Origin of the sequence: Streptomyces sp. NPDC001407 (assembly GCF_042895325.1) — a bacterium.
GTDB lineage: Bacteria > Actinomycetota > Actinomycetes > Streptomycetales > Streptomycetaceae > Streptomyces.
In genome coordinates, this window is sequence record NZ_JBIAWF010000019.1 from 93374 (window position 1) to 110816 (window position 17443).

The window sequence follows — 17443 nt, forward strand, 5'->3', positions numbered from 1 at the left end:
TCAGTGCTGGTCGAGCGCCCGGGTGAGCGCCGCCGCGGTCGCCGTCGGCCCGCCCAGACGCCGCACGCCGCCGGGGGTGTGCAGCAGCAGCGTCGGGAAGCTGTCGACGCCCAGTCGGCGGACCTCGCGGAAGTCCGCCTCCGCCTCACGGCGGGTGTCCGGGTCCGCGGCGGCGGCCACGACGGCCTCGCCGTCGACGCCGTCGAGCCCGGCGGCGACCGCCCGCAGGGTGTCCGGCTCGGAGAGGCTCAGCCCGTCGACGTACCAGGCGCGCTGGAGGGCACCGGCGAACTCCAGTGTCCTCTCGGGCGCCTGTCGGCGCAGCGCGACCAGGGCGGTGGCGGCGTCGGCCGAATCGAGCACGGCGGTGCCGTCGGCGAACGCCTTGGCGTAGCCGGGGCCGAAGACCGCGCCGGTCAGCTCGCCGATGCGGGCGTCGGACTGCGGGATGTAGGAGTACGCGGAGGCGGGCTGCGCCCGGGGCCCGGTGAAGAGGCCACCGCTGCGCACGGTCAGCTCGATGCGTCCGGCGTTCGCCGCGGCGAACTCCCGTACTGCCGGGCCGAAGCCGTAACACCAGCCGCAGTAGGCGTCGAATGCGTAAGTGAGCTTGTGCCGTGCCATGTCTTTCCCTGAAGCGGGCAGCTGTCCCAGCGGGGACGGCTGCTGTGGTGCACGCACTCCTTGTGGTGCGTTATGGCCACGCTATGGCCGTTTCCGGGGCCCTACCAGGTACGCTCAGGTCTCCTCATGGTGAAAAAGCGACACGCCCGTCAGGAAGAGATCGTCGAGCTCACCTACCGGGCCCCGCCGGGCACGCCCGAGGGGGTCGAGGTGATGACGCTCGCCCAGCTGCGCGCCCGCTCGCCCGAGGGCCTGCTCGCCAAGCCGCAGCGGCTGGACTTCCACCAGATCATCGCCGTCCGCTCCGGGTCCGCGGGACACACCGTCGACTTCACCGGTTACTCCCTGGAGGAGGGGTCGGTGCTGTGGGTGCGGCCCGGACAGGTGCAGCAGTACGGCGCGGTGGAGGGGATCGACGGCGCGGTCATCCTCGTGCAGCCCGGCTTCCTCTCCCCCGGCACGGCCGTCGCGGCGGTGGCGGACGATCCCTTCCGGCCGGTGCTGTGGCAGCCGGTCGGGCAGGACCGGGAGGCCGTCTTCTGCGCGGTGCACCACCTGGAGGCCGACTTCCGCACCAGCCGCGGCCTGCCCGCCGATGTGCACTCCGCCGTGCTGCGGCACCTGCTGTCCGTGCTGGTGCTGCGCCTCGCGCACCTCACGGCCCCGGTCGGCAGCAGCGTCCCCGCGCCGGGCGACGCCTTCGTGCGCTTCCGCGCGGCCGTCGAGCGGGACTTCGCGACCAGCCACCGGGTCGCCGACTACGCCCGCACGCTCGGCTACTCCCCCCGGACCCTCTCGCGCGCGGCCCTCACGGGTGCGGGGGTGGGCGCCAAGGAGTTCATCGACCGCCGGGTGATGCTGGAGGCCAAACGGCTGCTCGCGCACAGCGAGCTGCCCGCCGCCCGGATCGCCGAACGGATCGGCTTCGACGACGCGGCGAACTTCTCCAAGTTCTTCCAGCACCGCGCCGGTTGCTCCCCGGGCGCCTTCCGCGCCGCGCTCCGCCGGCCGCCCGGGGTCACTCCGCATAGCGCGGGTGCATGAGGGTCGACGGCAGCAGACCGGGCTCGCGGCTGCGCTCGGCGGCACGGCCGGCCGCGACCAGCTCCCCGGGCGTCAGTGACTGCAAGCAGGGCCGCACCGGCGGGAGTCGCAGGGATATGGACTCACGGGAGGCCAGGACGAAGCTCCAGTCGTCCTCCTGCCCCGCGCGCTCGACGGCCCGCCGCTCGGCCGGGCGCGCGGGGCCGCCGGGCGCGCCACCGCCCACCCGGTAGGCCCGGGTGCGCAGGCCCAGCGAGCGGATCGTGGCCTCCACCGTCCAGAAGACACGCGGGCGGGCGTCGACCGTGCCGGCGTGGACGGCGAGCCGCCCACCGGGCGCCAGGCGGCGCTCCGCCAGGCCGTAGAACTCCTGCGAATACAGCTTGGTGCTGGGCGTGATGCCCGGGTCGGGCAGATCGCAGATCACCACGTCGTACGGAGGGGCGTCGGCGGGCCGGCCGCGCAGCCAGTCGAAGGCGTCACCGACGACCGTGCGCACCCGCGGATCCCGGAAGGCGTCGTGGTTGAGCGCGGTCAGATCGCGGTCGGTGCGGGCCAACCGCAGGAGAGCGCGGTCCAGTTCGACGACGGTGACCGAGGCGACGTCCGCATAGCGCAGCACCTCGCGCAGGGCGAGGCCGTCGCCCCCGCCGAGCACCAGGACCCTGCGGTGCGGCCCGGACATCGCGGGGTGGACCAGCGCCTCGTGATAGCGGAATTCGTCCTCCCCGCTGACCTTCAGCCGCCCGTCGAGGAACAGCGAGAGCGGCTTGCCGCTGCCCCCTCCGCCGGTCAGCACGACCTCCTGCACGTCCGACTGCACGGCCACCCGCACATCCGAGCCGTAGACCGCCTGGCGCGCGGCCCGCTCGAAGGGGCCGGTGAGCACCGTGCCCGTGGCCAGCAGCGCCAGCACCAGCGCGTTGGCGACGAGGAGCGCCCAGCGCGAGCGCACGCTCAGATCGCCGCGGAAGAGCCAGAGCACCAGCGCCCCACCCGCCGCGGCGTTGACCGCGCCGGTGAGCAGCGCGCCCGTCAACTGCCCGAGCACGGGCAGCAGCAGGAAGGGGAACGCGAGCCCGCCGACCAGCGCGCCCACATAGTCGGCGGCGAAGAGGTCGGCGACCGCGCCGCCCGCGTCCTGCCGCCGGATGCGCTGGATGAGGGTCATCAGCAGCGGCACCTCGGCGCCGATCAACACCCCGATGGTCAGGGAGAAGGCGACCAGGGCCGGCCGCGCCTGGCCGAACCAGGCGAAGCAGGCGTAGAGCGCCATGGCCGACAGCCCGCCGGCCAGCGCCAGCACGGCCTCGACCGCGGCGAACCCCAGGGCGGCCCTGCCTCTCAGCCGCTTGGCGAGCAGCGAGCCGATGCCCATGGCGAAGACCATCACCGACAGCACGACCGACGCCTGGGTGACGGAGTCGCCGATGAGATACGAGGCCAGGGCGACCAGCTCCAGCTCGTACACCAGCCCGCAGGCGGCGCAGATGAAGACGGTGGTCAGGACCACGAAGCGGCCGAGCCCGGCCGGTACGGGCAGCCGCGCCGGTACCGGGCGGTAGATCATGATGGGAACGCTACGTCACGATCCGACAACCTTTTGTCACCCACAAGGGTTTATTACAGGTGTTCCATGGCGCGTTCGCGGGTGCCGCACAGGGGCGTTCAGAGGGTCGCGGCGGCCCGTACGGCCACTCTCGTGCGGGTGGCGACCAGCCGCCCTTCCTGCGGATACGCGTGCCAGGTGCGCCAGCTGACCTGGCCCTCGCGCCGCTGCGCGAGCAGCGCGGTGAAGGCGTGCGGGCTCCCCGGGAAGGTGCCGGCCAGTCCGTACGGATGCTCGGCGACCAGCGCCAGCAGCTCCTGCGCCCGGCCCGCGAAGGAGCCGTGCGACAGGGTCTCTATCCGGGCCGCGAACTCGTACTCCCAGGCGCCGACGCGGCGGGCCACGCCCAGTGGCAGCGGAGTGGCACTGCCCGGCAGACAGGCGACGGTCTCCGAGCAGACGCCACCCTCCTCCTCCAGCAGCACCTGATGGGAGGCGCCGAGCAGGCGCAGTTGGACGAGGGAGTCGGCGAGCCGCAGGTCGAGGACGGCCAGGGCGGGGAGGGGGTCCTTCCCCAGACACCAGGCGAGATCGGCGGCGCGGGTGTCGGTGTAGGTGGTCTTGAGGGTGGTGAGCATGGGTCGGCTCCGCAAGCACGCAGTGGAGGGTGGGCCGGCCCGCCGAGGAGGACCAGAGTCTTCGAGTGCGCCGGCTCATGCCCACATATGAGTGTTCCGTGGGGTCCGATGACAGTGATTCCGAGGATCCGTGAGGAGTCGTCTCCGACACGTGTCTCTGAATGAGAGGGAATCATGAATTGACCGGTGCTCACAGCGTTTTTACCCATCTCATCGTGCTTTCCATCCACCCGAGGGCCGGGCAGTTCAACTGTTCAGAATCATTGCGCGCGACAGGCCACCGACAAGAGGCCGGACGCATATGCGATCAGGCATGGGCCATCTGCAAATCCCCTGCTCAAACAGCGTTTCCGGGCGGTTCCGACGACATGGGCACGGGTTCTTCACCGATACGGGACGAGAAATGCACGACACCGGAGGGCGCATTGGGGCGCGCCCCGAAGGCGGGCGCATGAATGCCCACCACCCCGGCGCGCGGCGGGAGTTCACGGGGAAATCGCACGCCGCCCGGACACCTCCACGCGCGGACCGCCGGTGCCGGTGCCGGACGCCCTCCGCGCACACCGCGTCGCGACGCGCGGCCGACTGCGGCACACGCCCCCGGCAGACGGCGCGCGCCTGTCCGGGCCCGCCCCTCAGCACACCCGCGCTCCCCACTCGCGCAGACACTCCGCCGTGCCCGCCGAGCGGGTGGAAGGCGCACCGCTAACGGGCGTTCCGTGTCGCGCGCGTGACGCGCGGGACGCATGGTCGGTATGCCGAACCGCCCCCGTCCGTACCCGTGCCCCGGCCCCCGCACCGCCCCCGCGGCGGACACCGGGCCGCGCCCGCACCGGAGGTGCCCCCGTGTCAGCCGACACCGCCGTGCCCGTACGAGCGCCGGAACCGCACCCCGCGGCCCCGAGTGCCCGTGCCCGCCGCCTCGACCGGGTGCGCGACGCCCTGCGCAGGGCCGGCCCCGCGCTCGCGCTCTACGCCGCCGTCCGGCTCACCGGCATGTCGGTCATGGCGGGCTGGGCCTGGTGGATCGGACGCCATCCGCGCACGCTGCTCGGCCACTCCTGGGACGGCATCTGGTACGCCGACATCGCCCGGCACGGCTACGGGCTGATCATCCCCTCGCCCACCACCCGCGGGGTGGTCTTCAACGACCTGGCGTTCTTCCCGCTCTTCCCCGGGCTGGTGCGGGCGGTGATGACCGTGCTGCCGTTCACCGCGGTCACCGCCGGGCTGCTCGTCGCCTGGGTCTCGGCCGGCACGGCCGCCTGGGGCATCTACGCGATCGGCGAGCGGCTGCACGGCCGCCAGGCGGCCACCGCGCTCGTCGTCCTCTGGGGGCTGCTGCCGCACGCGATCGTGCAGTCCATGGCCTACACCGAGCCGCTGATGACCGCCCTCGCCGCCTGGGCGCTCTACGCGGCGATCACCGGCCGGCCGCTGTGGGCGGGGGCACTCGCGCTGCTCGCGGGGCTGTCGCGGCCCAACGCCGTCGCGGTGGCCGCCGCGGTCTGCGTCGGCGCCGCCCTCACCCTGGCCCGGGACCGGCGGGCCCGCGGGGACTGGCACGTCTGGGCGGGCGCGGCGCTCGCGCCGCTGGGCTGGTCCGCCTATGTGCTGTGGGCCGGGTTCCGCTCGGGCGGCGGGGTGCTCGGCTATTTCGACGTGCAGCGGCTGTGGGGGTCGCGGTTCGACTTCGGGCGGGACGCGTTCCGCTTCATCCGGCACCTCTTCATCGGCCGGGACGCCATGGCCTACTACGTGACCCTGGCGATCCTGGGCGTCGCGCTGGTCGCGCTCGTCCTGCTCTTCCTCGACCGGCCGCCCGCGGTCCTGGCGGTCTACGCGCTGGTGCTCTTCGTCATCGCCGTCGGCGGCTCCAGCTACTTCGCGTCCAAACCGCGCTTCCTGCTGCCCGCGTTCCCGCTGCTGATGCCGGCGGCCCTGGCGATGGCGAGAGCCCGGCAGCGCACCGTCGTCGTGACGGCCGGCGCGCTCGCCGGGCTCTCGTTCCTCTACGGGACGTATCTGCTCACAGTCGCCCGCATGCCGATGTGAGGCCGGCGGCACGTGGGCTCTGCCGGTCGTCGGCTGCGGGATGTTTCCGTCCCGCACCACCGCTCCGCGGTGGTGTCCTCAAGCTCCCCCGGCCAACGCCGGGAGGTGCCCCCAGCGGGCTGGTTCCGGCTGAGCTCAGCCGTTCGCAGCCCGCCTGCCCATCGAGGCCGGAATACTTACGCTTCTTCGTCCGGCTTGTCGTCGCCGGACTCGGCGTCGGCCTCCAGGCCGAGCTGCTCGATGAGCCACTTGTCGAACTCGATCGAGGCACGCACCCAGCTGACCGTGCTGGAGACGAAGTGCTCCAGGGAGACGCCGACGCCGATCAGCATCTGCGCCTCACCGATCAGACGGACGGTGCCGTCGTCGTTGGTGTGGGTGTAGACCTTCGGCCACAGGGTGCGGCGGTTCCAGTCGTCGACGACCTCGAGGAGCTGTGCCTTCTCCTCGATGCCGTGCGGGCGGTCGTAGAACGTCCGCACGGAGAAGACCTGCTGCTCGTCCTCGCCACGGAACATGAAGTACGTACGGAACTGCTCCCACGGTGCGGCGAGGTCTCCCTCGTCGTCCACGACGTACTTCAGCTCCATCTGCTCGAGGAGCTGCTTGACCAGGTCCTGGTCGGGGATGACGGGGCCGGCCGGGCCCGTCTCCTGCGGTTCGGGCTGGCCCCCGAAATTCGGAATCGAGGACGGGTCGATGCTCACCGTGAATTTCCCTTCGTACGGTTCCCGCCATCCTCCCCCATGCCGGGCGGGGGCTGGCAACCCCCGCCCCTGTCGGATCACGCCGCCGATGACGGACCCGCGAGCGCTTCCCGCCGCTCCGGCTCCACCGTCAGGCCGTCCCCGGCCGGATCGACGTCCACCTTTACAGTGTCGCCCTCCCGGATGTCACCGGCCAGGATCGCCCGCGCGAGGCGGTCGCCGATGGCCGTCTGCACCAGGCGGCGCAGCGGGCGCGCGCCGTAGGTGAGGTCGGGTGCGGCCCCGTCCGGGGCGTCGGGGCTCTGGCCGAGGGTGGCCAGCCAGCGCAGGGCGGGTTCGGTGACGTCGAGGGTGAGGCGGCGGTCGGCGAGGCGCCGCTGGAGGTGGGCGATCTGGATCCCCGCGATCCGCTCCAGCTGGCCCACGCCCAGGGCGTGGAAGACCACGAGGTCGTCGAGGCGGTTGAGGAATTCCGGCCGGAAGGAGGCGCGGACGGTCTCCAGCACCCTCTCCTTCTTCTGGTCCTCCTTGAGCAGCGGGTCCACCAGATAGGTGGAACCGAGGTTGGAGGTGAGGATCAGGATGGTGTTGCGGAAGTCGACCGTGCGTCCCTGGCCGTCGGTGAGCCGTCCGTCGTCGAGGACCTGGAGCAGGATGTCGAAGACCTCGTGGTGGGCTTTTTCGACCTCGTCCAGGAGGACGACGGTGTAGGGGCGGCGGCGGACGGCCTCGGTGAGCTGGCCGCCCTCCTCGTAGCCGACGTAGCCGGGCGGGGCGCCGACGAGGCGGGCCACCGAGTGCTTCTCGCTGTACTCGCTCATGTCGATGCGGACCATGGCCCGCTCGTCGTCGAAGAGGAAGTCGGCGAGGGCCTTGGCGAGCTCGGTCTTGCCGACGCCGGTCGGGCCGAGGAAGAGGAAGGAGCCGGTGGGCCGGTCGGGGTCGGCGATGCCCGCGCGGGAGCGGCGCACGGCGTCGGAGACGGCCCTTACGGCCTCCTCCTGGCCGATCAGGCGCTTGCCGAGCTCGTCCTCCATGCGCAGCAGCTTCTGCGTCTCGCCCTCCAGCAGGCGGCCGGCCGGGATGCCGGTCCAGGAGGCGACGACGTCGGCGATGTCGTCCGGGCCGACCTCCTCCTTGACCATGAGGTCGCGGGTGGCGGCCTCCTGCTCGGCCTCGGCCTCCGCCTCCGCTGCGGCCGCGAGCTCGCGCTCCAGGCCGGGAATCTCGCCGTAGAGCAGCTTGGAGGCCGTGTCGAAGTCGCCGTCGCGCTGGGCGCGCTCGGCCTGGCCGCGCAGGTCGTCCAGGCGCTCCTTGAGCTCACCCACCCGGTTGAGGGACTGCTTCTCCTTCTCCCAGCGGGCGGTCAGGCCCCGCAGCTCCTCCTCCTTGTCGGCGAGGTCGCGGCGCAGCTTCTCCAGGCGCTGCTTGCTGGCCTCGTCCACCTCCTTGGAGAGCGCGAGCTCCTCCATCTTCAGCCGGTCGACGGCGCGCTGGAGCTCGTCGATCTCCACGGGGGAGGAGTCGATCTCCATGCGCAGCCGGGAGGCGGCCTCGTCGACGAGGTCGATGGCCTTGTCGGGCAGGAAGCGGGAGGTGATGTAGCGGTCGGAGAGGGTGGCGGCGGCGACCAGGGCGGAGTCGGCGATCTGGACCTTGTGGTGGGCCTCGTAGCGGCCCTTGAGGCCGCGCAGGATCGCGATGGAGTCCTCCACGGAGGGCTCGGCGACCAGCACCTGCTGGAAGCGGCGCTCCAGGGCGGGGTCCTTCTCGATCCGCTCGCGGTACTCGTCCAGCGTCGTCGCGCCGACCATGCGCAGCTCGCCGCGGGCGAGCATCGGCTTGAGCATGTTGCCCGCGTCCATGGCGGAGTCGCCCCCGGCGCCCGCGCCCACGACGGTGTGCAGCTCGTCGATGAACGTGATGATCTGGCCCTCGCTGGACCTGATCTCGGCCAGGACGGTCTTGAGCCGCTCCTCGAACTCGCCGCGGTACTTCGCGCCCGCGACCATCGCGCCGAGGTCGAGCGAGACGAGCCGCTTGTTGCGCAGCGACTCGGGCACGTCGCCCTTCACTATCCGCTGCGCGAGGCCCTCCACGACGGCGGTCTTGCCGACGCCCGGCTCGCCGATGAGGACGGGGTTGTTCTTCGTGCGGCGGGAGAGCACCTGCACCACGCGGCGGATCTCGGCGTCCCGGCCGATGACCGGGTCGAGCCTGCCCTCGCGGGCCGCGGCGGTGAGGTCCTGGCCGAACTTCTCCAGCGCCTTGTACGTACCCTCCGGGTCCGGCGAGGTCACGCGCTGCCCGCCGCGGGCCGCCTCGAAGGCCGCCAGCAGCTTCTTCGCGGACGCGCCCTGCCGCTCCAGCAGCTCACCGGTGCGGCCGCCCTTGGCGGCGAGGCCGATGAGCAGGTGCTCGGTGGAGATGTAGGTGTCGCCCAGCTCGCGGGCGCGCTGCGAGGCGTCGGCGATGACGGCCAGCAGCTCGCGGTTGGGCTGCGGCGGCGCGACCGTCGAGCCCTGCGCGCTCGGCAGCCCGGCGAGCTCCCGCTCGGCGCCCGAGCGCAGCGCCGCGGCGTCGGCCTCGACGGCGGCGAGCAGGTCCATCACGTTTTCGTTGTCCTGGCCGGCGAGGAGGGCGAGCAGCAGGTGCGCGGGTGTCATATCGGCATGCCCTGCCGACACGGCCCGCTCACTGGCACCGCTCAGCGCCTCACGGCTCTTGTTGGTCAGCTCGGCATCCACGACTGTGCGCTCCTCCTCCGTACTGCTCCGCCGACTGTCCTGCTGAAGTCGGCGTGCGATAAGTTGAGCCTACTCCACTCAACTCTGCGTTGGCCAGCAGCTCCCGCCCCGTTCCATGCTCCGCCTGCGGGCGCCCACCCGCACGCGCGTACCCGGCCCGCTCCCCGCTTCGTCCGAGCGGGCCGCGGCTACGCTTCCCGCATGGCTCACGATCTGCGCAACCTCTCCCCCGCCTACGTCGAGTTCTGGCGGGAGCGGCACATCTGCACCCTGACCACCACGCGTCCCGACGGCAGCCCGCATCTCGTGCCCGTGGGGGTCACGTTCGATCATGAGGCCGGGATCGCCCGGGTCATCACCAACAAGGACAGCCGCAAGATCGCGAACATCCTGGCCGCCGGGCCGGACGGTGCCCGGGTCGCGGTGTGCCAGATAGGCGAGCGGCGCTGGGCCACGCTGGAGGGGGTCGCCGTCGTGCGCACCGAGCCCGAGGCCGTCGCGGACGCCGTCGCGCGGTACGCCGAGCGGTACGGCCGCACGCCCGCACCCAACCCCGACCGCGTCCTCGTCGAGATCACCGTCACCAAGGCGCTGGGACTGGCCTGAACCGTCCACGGTTGGCCCTGTGCTGATGCCGCGCGGCGCGGGCACTCGTACCGTCGGGATGACGGTCGTCTCGACGGCAAGAGGAGTACCCACGTCATGAGCGGCGCCGAGAGCGCGGATCACGTCAGCGTCCATCTGACCGGCTGCGGACACCAGGACGCGGGCGCGGTGTTCCGCGCCCTGGAGGCCGCGTTCCCCGAGGGCGCCGGGCCCCCGCGCAGCGAGACGAAGGCGGCGGGCCCGGAGCACCCCATGGTGTGGTGCATGGTCGTCGACGCCCGCACCCGCCGCGCGCCGTCGAAGGGCGCGCCGGTGCCGCTGTCCGGCCCGGTCGACGTCGACCTCTTCGGCGCCGCCGACCCCGTGCGCCAGGTCGGCGAGGAACTGGCCGCGGCCTTCACCGTGGAGAGCCGCGGGACGGTCCCGGGCGAACACGAGCTGGAGGTCCGCCTCCGCCTCACCGGCTGAAGCCGGCCTCCGGAGAAGACCGAGAAGACCGAAGGGGCCCGGAGAGCGGTCGCTCTCCGGGCCCCTTCACTTCACAGCTCAGCCCTGGTCGCGCCTGGGGCGCCAGACCACGAGCGCGCTCGTCTGCTGCACGTCCTGGTACGGGACCAGGTCGCGGCGGTAGGAGGCGTGCACCGCGGCCTCGCGCTGCTGCATGGCCGTGGCGGCGCCCTCGACCGCGCCCTGGAGCTCCGCGATGCGCGCCTTGAGGGCGGACACCTGGTTCTCCAGCTCGATGATGCGCTTGATACCGGCGAGGTTGATGCCCTCGTCCTGGCTCAGCTGCTGGACCTGCCGCAGCAGCTCGATGTCGCGCGCCGAATAGCGCCGGCCGCGCCCGGCCGTGCGGTCCGGGGAGACCAGGCCGAGCCGGTCGTACTGCCGCAGCGTCTGCGGGTGCAGGCCCGACAGCTGCGCGGCCACGGAGATGACGTAGACCGGCGACTCGTCGGTCAGCTGGAAAGGCTGTGCTGGTTCGAAACGCCGTCGTCGGCCGTCCATCTCATGCTCCCTTCGCGGCCTGGAACAGCTCGGCCCTAGGGTCCTCGCCCGCCGTCGCCTCGCGGTACGCCTCGAGGGCGTCCCGCGCCTTGTCGCCGAGCTCCTTCGGCACGGCCACCTCGACGGTGACCAGGAGGTCGCCGCGGGTGCCGTCCTTGCGCACCGCGCCCTTGCCCCGGGCGCGCATCGTACGGCCGTTGGGCGTGCCCGCCGGCAGCTTGAGGGTGACCGCGGGGCCACCGAGCGTCGGCACCTTCACCTCGCCGCCGAGCGCCGCCTCCGCGAAGGAGACCGGCACGGTGACGGTGAGGTTGTCGCCCTTGCGCCCGAAGACCGGGTGGGTGTCGACGTGGACGACGACATACAGATCGCCGTTCGGCCCGCCGCGCTCGCCCGGGGCGCCCTTGCCGCGCAGCCGGATCCGCTGGCCGTCGGAGACGCCCGCCGGGATGCGGACCTGCATGGTGCGGGAGGACGTGGCCCGGCCGCTGCCCTTGCAGACGTCGCAGGGGTTCTCGGGGATCAGCCCGCGGCCCTTGCAGTCGGGGCAGGGGTCGGTCAGCGAGAAGCCGCCGCCCGAGCCGTGCGACACCTGGCCGGTGCCGACGCAGGTCGGGCAGACCCGCGGCGTGCCGTTCTTGTCGCCCGTGCCGGAGCACGTCTTGCACGCCGCCGAGGAGGACATCCGCAGCGGGACCGTGGCCCCGTCGACCGCCTCGGTGAAGCTGAGCGAGACCTCGGACTCGATGTCCTGGCCCCGCCGCGGCTGCGTACGCGTGCCGCCGCCGCGGTTGAACAGGCCGCCGAAGACGTCACCGAGACCGCCGCCGAACCCACCGGCACCCGCCCCGCCCTGGGCGCCCCCGAAGAGGTCGCCCAGGTCGAAGTTGAAGGAGCCGCCGCCCGCGCCGCCCGGCCCGGGACGGAAGCCGCCGCTGCCGAAGAGGGCGCGTGCCTCGTCGTACTCCTTGCGGCGCTTGGGGTCGGCGAGGACGTCGTTCGCCTCGGAGATCTCCTTGAAGCGCTCCTCGGCCTTGGCGTCGCCCTTGTTGGCGTCCGGGTGGTTCTCGCGTGCGAGCTTCCGGTACGCCTTCTTGATCTCGGCCTCGGTGGCGTCCTTGGGCACGCCGAGGACCTTGTAATAGTCCTTCTCGACGAAGTCCTTGGTGCTCATCCCCGGCGTCCCTCCTTCCGGTCACTGCGGTCGGTCATAGCGTCAGCCCTTGTCCGGGCCACCGCTCTCCTCGGCCTCGTCGCCCTCGCCGTCGCCCTTCTGCGCGCCCGGCTGGGGCTCGGCGACCGCGACCCGCGCGGGGCGGATCGTCCGCTCGCCGATCCGATACCCCGGCTGCAGAATCTGCACGCACGTGGTCTCGGTGACGTCCGGCGCGTAGCTGTGCATCAGCGCCTCGTGCACCAGCGGGTCGAAGGGCTCGCCCTCCTTGCCGAACTGCTGCAGGCCCATCTTGGCGACGACCGTCTCCAGCGACTCGGCGACGGACTTGAAGCCGCCGACGAGCTCGCCGTGATCACGGGCGCGGCCGATGTCGTCGAGCGTGGGGAGGAGCTCGGACAGGAGGTTCGCGACCGCGATCTCCTTGACCGTGACCCGGTCCCGCTCCACCCGGCGGCGGTAGTTCTGGTACTCGGCCTGGAGCCGCTGGAGGTCCGCCGTGCGCTCGTTGAGCGCCGACTGGGCCTGGTCCAGCTGTGCCTGGAGCCCTACCTCGACCAGTTCTTCCCCGGCCGGGGCCGGGCCCGCCTGGTCGGCGGACCCGGCGCCCTGCGCCGCGTCTTCGGGGGTGGCGTCGGAGGGGACTTCAGGCTTCTCGTCGAAACCCGGGGTCTCCTCGGTCACGCCGCACCGCCCTTGGCGTCCTTGGGCTTCTCGTCGTCGACGATCTCGGCGTCCACGACGTCGTCCTCGGGCTTGGCCTGGCCGGCACCGGCGGCACCCTCGGCGCCGGCGGCGCCCTGGGCGGCCTGCGCGTCGGCGTACATCGCCTGGCCGAGCTTCTGGCTGACCGCGGCGACCTTCTCGGTCGCGGTGCGGATCTCGGCCGTGTCCTCGCCCTTGAGCTTCTCCTTCAGCTCACCGACGGCGGTCTCGACCTCGGTCTTGACCTCGGCCGGGACCTTGTCCTCGTTGTCCTTGAGGAACTTCTCGGTCTGGTAGACGAGCTGCTCGCCCTGGTTGCGGGTCTCGGCGGCCTCGCGGCGGCGGTGGTCCTCCTCCGCGTACTGCTCGGCCTCCTGGCGCATCCGGTCGACCTCGTCCTTGGCGAGCGAGGAGCCGCCGGTGACGGTCATCTTCTGCTCCTTGCCCGTGCCCAGGTCCTTCGCGGTCACGTGCATGATGCCGTTGGCGTCGATGTCGAAGGAGACCTCGATCTGCGGGACGCCACGCGGGGCCGGCGGCAGGCCGGTCAGCTCGAACATGCCGAGCTTCTTGTTGTACGCCGCGATCTCGCGCTCGCCCTGGTAGACCTGGATCTGCACGGACGGCTGGTTGTCCTCGGCCGTCGTGAAGATCTCGGAGCGCTTCGTCGGGATCGTGGTGTTGCGCTCGATCAGCTTGGTCATGATGCCGCCCTTGGTCTCGATACCGAGGGACAGCGGGGTGACGTCGAGCAGCAGGACGTCCTTGACCTCACCCTTGAGGACACCGGCCTGGAGCGAGGCGCCGATGGCGACGACCTCGTCCGGGTTCACACCCTTGTTGGCCTCCTTGCCGCCGGTCAGCTCCTTGACGAGCTCGGCGACGGCGGGCATGCGGGTGGAACCGCCGACCAGGACCACGTGGTCGATCTCGGACAGGTTGATGCCCGCGTCCTTGATGACGTTGTGGAACGGCGTCTTGCAGCGCTCCAGCAGGTCCGCGGTCAGCTGCTGGAACTGGGCGCGGGTGAGCTTCTCGTCCAGGTGCAGCGGGCCCTCGGCGGAGGCCGTGATGTAGGGCAGGTTGATCGTGGTCTCGGTGGACGAGGACAGCTCGATCTTCGCCTTCTCAGCGGCCTCGCGGAGGCGCTGGAGGGCCATCTTGTCCTTGGACAGGTCGACGCCGTGGCCGTTCTGGAACTGCTTGACCAGGTAGTCGACGACGCGCTGGTCCCAGTCGTCACCACCGAGGTGGTTGTCACCGTTGGTCGCCTTGACCTCGACGACGCCGTCGCCGATCTCCAGCAGCGAGACGTCGAAGGTGCCGCCACCGAGGTCGAAGACCAGAATGGTCTGGTCGTCCTTGTCGAGGCCGTAGGCCAGGGCGGCGGCGGTCGGCTCGTTGACGATGCGCAGGACGTTGAGGCCCGCGATCTCACCGGCCTCCTTGGTGGCCTGGCGCTCGGAGTCGTTGAAGTACGCCGGGACGGTGATGACCGCGTCGACGACCTTCTCGCCCAGGTAGGCCTCGGCATCCCGCTTGAGCTTCTGCAGGATGAAGGCGCTCATCTGCTGCGGGTTGAAGTCCTTGCCGTCGATGTTGATCTTCCAGTCGGTGCCCATGTGGCGCTTGACCGACCGGATGGTCCTGTCGACGTTGGTGACGGCCTGGCGCTTGGCGACCTCGCCGACCAGCACCTCACCGTTCTTCGCGAAGGCGACGACGGACGGCGTGGTCCTGGCGCCCTCGGCGTTGGTGATGACGGTGGGCTCACCGCCTTCGAGAACACTGACGACGGAGTTCGTCGTACCCAGGTCGATGCCGACCGCACGTGCCATGTCGATTCCTCCAGCTGACTTGAGTGGAACAGACTCAAGGGTGCAACACGGATCTCCGCCTGTCAACGGACATGAGTCGAGGCCACTCAACTCTTATGCGGGTCTTATGCGCAGGGAGAACGGAGTCCCGCCGTCAGGCCGGGTCGGCGCGGGGCCACTTGAGCGACACAGATCACCGGCGGTGCGCCTATATCGGGGGCGCGCGAGTGAGTAGTCTCGTACAGACCGGATAAGTTACTGATTAGTAATTCGCTCTCGCAGGTTCGAGGAGCCCGCCATGCAACTCGCCGCGATCATCGTGGTGCTGGTTCTGACTGCGGTCGCCGTGGCGCTGTTCGGCCGCGCCGTCACGCAGTTCGTCAAGTTCTTCAAGCTCGGCGCCCCGCTTCCGGCCGGTGCCCGCGTCGACGAACCAGGCCGCCGCACGCTCACCGTGGGCAAGGAATTCGTCGGCCACACCAGGATGAACAGGTGGGGTGTCGTCGGCGTCGCCCACTGGTTCGTGGCCGTCGGCTTCCTCACCCTGGGCGGCACGATCCTCACCGCCTACGGCCAGCTGTTCAAGGCCGACTGGACGATCCCGTACATCGGCACCTGGCTGCCTTACGAGCTCTACATCGAGTTCGTCGGCCCGGCGACGGGCCTCGGCGCCCTCGCGCTGATCATCATCCGGCTGCTGAGCCTGCCCTCCCGCGCGGGCCGCAAGTCCCGCTTCGCGGGCTCGACGGCGTGGCAGGCGTACTTCGTCGAGTACGTGATCCTGGTGATCGGCCTGGCCATCTGGGTGCTGCGCGGGCTCGAGGGCTCGCTCCAGGGCGTCGACCACTACGAGGCCGCCTACTTCAGCTCGTACCCGCTGATCATGGCCTTCAAGGGCCTCAGCACGGGCACCCTGCAGAACCTCACGTACCTCGCCGCGATGATCAAGCTCGCCGTGACGACGATCTGGGCCATCACGGTCGCCTCGAACATCGACATGAGCATCGCCTGGCACCGCTTCCTGGCGTTCCCGAACATCTGGTTCAAGCGCGAGTCCAGTGGTGAGGTGGCGCTGGGCGCGCTGCAGCCGATGGTCAGCGCGGGCAAGCCGATCGACTTCGAGGACCCGGGCGAGGACGACCAGTTCGGCGTCTCGCAGATCGAGCACTTCTCCTGGAAGGGCCTGCTGGACTTCTCCACCTGCACCGAGTGCGGGCGCTGCCAGTCGCAGTGCCCCGCGTGGAACACCGGCAAGCCGCTGTCGCCGAAGCTGCTGATCATGGCGCTGCGGGACCACTCGCACGCCAAGGCCCCCTATCTCCTCGCCGGCGGCGGCAAGGACATGGAGGGCACCGAGAAGGCCACCGCCGAGCAGCTCAAGGACGTCCCCGCGGCGGCCCTGGCCGAGGCGGAGCGGCCGCTGATCGGGACGCTGGAGGAGAACGGCGTCATCGACCCCGATGTCCTGTGGTCGTGCACCACCTGCGGTGCCTGCGTCGAGCAGTGCCCCGTCGACATCGAGCACGTCGACCACATCGTCGACATGCGCCGCTACCAGGTGATGATCGAGAGCTCCTTCCCGTCCGAGGCGGGCACGATGCTCAAGAACCTGGAGAAGAAGGGCAACCCCTGGGGCCTGGCCAAGAAGCAGCGCCTGCAGTGGACCAAGGAGGTCGACTTCGAGGTCCCGGTCGTCGGCAAGGACATCGAGGACCTCACCGAGGTCGACTACCTCTACTGGGTCGGCTGCGCCGGTGCCCTGGAGGACCGGGCGAAGAAGACCACCAAGGCCTTCGCCGAACTCCTGCACATCGCCGGCGTGAAGTTCGCCATCATGGGCGGCGACGAGAACTGCACCGGTGACTCCGCCCGCCGCCTGGGCAACGAATTCCTCTTCCAGCAGCTCGGCCAGCAGAACGTCGAGATGCTCAACATGGCGTTCGGTGAGGACGCGGAAGAGGGCGTGAAGGTCGAGAAGGCGAAGAAGAAGATCGTCGCGACCTGCCCGCACTGCTTCAACACCATCGCCAACGAATATCCGCAGCTCGGCGGCGAGTACGAAGTCATCCACCACACCCAGCTGCTCCAGCACCTCGTCGACGAGGGCAAGCTCGTCCCCGTCACCCCGGTCGAGGGCCTGATCACGTATCACGACCCCTGCTACCTGGGCCGCCACAACAAGGTCTACACCCCGCCGCGCGAGATCATCGCGAAGGTGCCGGGCCTGCGCAACGAGGAGATGCACCGCCACAAGGAGCGCGGCTTCTGCTGCGGCGCCGGCGGCGCGCGCATGTGGATGGAGGAGCGCATCGGCAAGCGCATCAACAACGAGCGCGTGGACGAGGCCCTGTCCCTCAACCCGGACATCGTCTCCACCGCCTGCCCCTTCTGCCTCGTCATGCTCACCGACTCCGTCAACGGCAAGAAGAACGAGGGCAAGGCCAAGGAGTCCATCCAGGTCGTCGACGTCTCCCAGCTCCTCCTCGAATCGGTCAAGACACCGGTCGAGCCCGAGGGCGACGGCGAGACCGCTGACGCACCCGAGCCCGAGCCGGTGAAGTAGCCGACTCGTACGCATCGCGTATTCCTGACGACGGCCGGTCCCCGCGTGACACCGCGGGGACCGGCCGTCCGCCGTCCCACACCTCACCGGGCCCTGACTTTTCCCCTAAGGGATGTCACAGGACAGCAGCAATGCCGGGGCCGATTCCCCGCCCCCGGCGCCGGGCCTGCCGGGAGCGGGTACGTTCGAAGCGTGGCTGGATTCAG

Annotated in this window: 14 protein-coding genes; 5 read left to right on the plus strand and 9 right to left on the minus strand. The window is 71.0% G+C overall.

Features of this window, described 5'->3' with window-relative positions:
• Entirely contained in the window at positions 1 to 624 is a 624-nt protein-coding gene (locus tag ACFY1P_RS24605; protein ID WP_390751888.1) for a DsbA family protein, read from the minus strand.
• 126 nt (positions 625 to 750) lie between these two features.
• On the opposite strand from ACFY1P_RS24605, the gene ACFY1P_RS24610 reads away from it, so the two are divergent.
• Positions 751 to 1668, plus strand: coding sequence for an AraC family transcriptional regulator (locus ACFY1P_RS24610; RefSeq protein WP_361521357.1), 918 nt, complete (start codon positions 751 to 753; stop codon positions 1666 to 1668).
• Here the strand turns inward: ACFY1P_RS24610 and ACFY1P_RS24615 are convergent.
• Complete coding sequence (locus tag ACFY1P_RS24615; RefSeq protein ID WP_390751889.1) at positions 1643 to 3238, minus strand: polyamine aminopropyltransferase; 1596 nt, start codon at positions 3236 to 3238, stop codon at positions 1643 to 1645. The two genes, ACFY1P_RS24610 and ACFY1P_RS24615, sit on opposite strands and share 26 nt — an antisense overlap.
• A gap of 98 nt (positions 3239 to 3336) precedes the next feature.
• Positions 3337 to 3855, minus strand: coding sequence for a DUF2617 family protein (locus tag ACFY1P_RS24620; RefSeq protein ID WP_361521352.1), 519 nt, complete (start codon positions 3853 to 3855; stop codon positions 3337 to 3339).
• Between the two features lie 846 nt (positions 3856 to 4701).
• Between ACFY1P_RS24620 and ACFY1P_RS24625 the strand changes: the two genes are divergently transcribed.
• Positions 4702 to 5910, plus strand: a complete 1209-nt coding sequence (locus ACFY1P_RS24625) for a hypothetical protein (RefSeq protein WP_361521349.1) — start codon at positions 4702 to 4704, stop codon at positions 5908 to 5910.
• Between the two features lie 176 nt (positions 5911 to 6086).
• Here ACFY1P_RS24625 and ACFY1P_RS24630 read toward each other — a convergent pair whose 3' ends face one another.
• Together ACFY1P_RS24630 and clpB are read right to left on the minus strand one after the other, a co-directional pair.
• On the minus strand, positions 6087 to 6617 hold the full coding sequence (locus ACFY1P_RS24630; RefSeq protein WP_361521346.1) for a YbjN domain-containing protein: 531 nt from the start codon (positions 6615 to 6617) through the stop codon (positions 6087 to 6089).
• A 77-nt stretch (positions 6618 to 6694) separates the two neighbouring features.
• Complete coding sequence (clpB, locus tag ACFY1P_RS24635; protein WP_390751890.1) at positions 6695 to 9364, minus strand: ATP-dependent chaperone ClpB; 2670 nt, start codon at positions 9362 to 9364, stop codon at positions 6695 to 6697.
• Between the two features lie 201 nt (positions 9365 to 9565).
• Here clpB and ACFY1P_RS24640 point away from each other — a divergent pair, with 201 nt between their 5' ends.
• Together ACFY1P_RS24640 and ACFY1P_RS24645 are read left to right on the plus strand one after the other, a co-directional pair.
• Positions 9566 to 9970 (plus strand): TIGR03618 family F420-dependent PPOX class oxidoreductase, encoded by a 405-nt coding sequence (locus ACFY1P_RS24640; protein WP_361521340.1) that lies wholly within the window; start codon positions 9566 to 9568, stop codon positions 9968 to 9970.
• 96 nt (positions 9971 to 10066) lie between these two features.
• Complete coding sequence (locus ACFY1P_RS24645) at positions 10067 to 10438, plus strand: hypothetical protein (protein ID WP_361521337.1); 372 nt, start codon at positions 10067 to 10069, stop codon at positions 10436 to 10438.
• A 78-nt stretch (positions 10439 to 10516) separates the two neighbouring features.
• Here the strand turns inward: ACFY1P_RS24645 and ACFY1P_RS24650 are convergent, their stop codons facing one another.
• Genes ACFY1P_RS24650 through dnaK form a run of 4 tightly spaced genes read right to left on the minus strand, consistent with a single transcriptional unit; the run spans position 10517 to position 14695 of the window.
• A complete protein-coding gene (locus tag ACFY1P_RS24650) occupies positions 10517 to 10978 on the minus strand; it encodes a heat shock protein transcriptional repressor HspR (protein ID WP_361521335.1) in 462 nt (153 codons plus the stop codon).
• Between the two features lies 1 nt (position 10979).
• A complete protein-coding gene (gene dnaJ / locus ACFY1P_RS24655; RefSeq protein ID WP_361521332.1) occupies positions 10980 to 12152 on the minus strand; it encodes a molecular chaperone DnaJ in 1173 nt (390 codons plus the stop codon).
• Positions 12153 to 12194: 42 nt separating this feature from the next.
• Positions 12195 to 12836 carry a nucleotide exchange factor GrpE gene (grpE, locus tag ACFY1P_RS24660; protein ID WP_361521329.1) on the minus strand — a complete coding sequence of 214 codons (642 nt, stop codon included), beginning with the start codon at positions 12834 to 12836 and terminating at the stop codon, positions 12195 to 12197.
• A complete protein-coding gene (gene dnaK / locus ACFY1P_RS24665; protein ID WP_361521326.1) occupies positions 12833 to 14695 on the minus strand; it encodes a molecular chaperone DnaK in 1863 nt (620 codons plus the stop codon). Before dnaK ends, grpE begins: the two co-directional genes overlap by 4 nt.
• 277 nt (positions 14696 to 14972) lie before the next feature.
• Here dnaK and ACFY1P_RS24670 point away from each other — a divergent pair, with 277 nt between their 5' ends.
• Positions 14973 to 17237 carry a (Fe-S)-binding protein gene (locus ACFY1P_RS24670; protein WP_361521323.1) on the plus strand — a complete coding sequence of 755 codons (2265 nt, stop codon included), beginning with the start codon at positions 14973 to 14975 and terminating at the stop codon, positions 17235 to 17237.
• Positions 17238 to 17443 lie beyond the last annotated feature (206 nt).

Bases quoted from the DNA above. Each gene is read 5' to 3' on its own strand.
- ACFY1P_RS24605 (WP_390751888.1), bottom strand. From the start codon at position 624: ATGGCACGGCACAAGCTCACTTACGCATTCGACGCCTACTGCGGCTGG.
- ACFY1P_RS24610 (WP_361521357.1), top strand. From the start codon at position 751: ATGGTGAAAAAGCGACACGCCCGTCAGGAAGAGATCGTCGAGCTCACC.
- ACFY1P_RS24615 (WP_390751889.1), bottom strand. From the start codon at position 3,238: ATGATCTACCGCCCGGTACCGGCGCGGCTGCCCGTACCGGCCGGGCTC.
- ACFY1P_RS24620 (WP_361521352.1), bottom strand. From the start codon at position 3,855: ATGCTCACCACCCTCAAGACCACCTACACCGACACCCGCGCCGCCGAT.
- ACFY1P_RS24640 (WP_361521340.1), top strand. From the start codon at position 9,566: ATGGCTCACGATCTGCGCAACCTCTCCCCCGCCTACGTCGAGTTCTGG.
- ACFY1P_RS24645 (WP_361521337.1), top strand. From the start codon at position 10,067: ATGAGCGGCGCCGAGAGCGCGGATCACGTCAGCGTCCATCTGACCGGC.
- ACFY1P_RS24650 (WP_361521335.1), bottom strand. From the start codon at position 10,978: ATGGACGGCCGACGACGGCGTTTCGAACCAGCACAGCCTTTCCAGCTG.
- dnaJ (WP_361521332.1), bottom strand. From the start codon at position 12,152: ATGAGCACCAAGGACTTCGTCGAGAAGGACTATTACAAGGTCCTCGGC.
- dnaK (WP_361521326.1), bottom strand. From the start codon at position 14,695: ATGGCACGTGCGGTCGGCATCGACCTGGGTACGACGAACTCCGTCGTC.
- ACFY1P_RS24670 (WP_361521323.1), top strand. From the start codon at position 14,973: ATGCAACTCGCCGCGATCATCGTGGTGCTGGTTCTGACTGCGGTCGCC.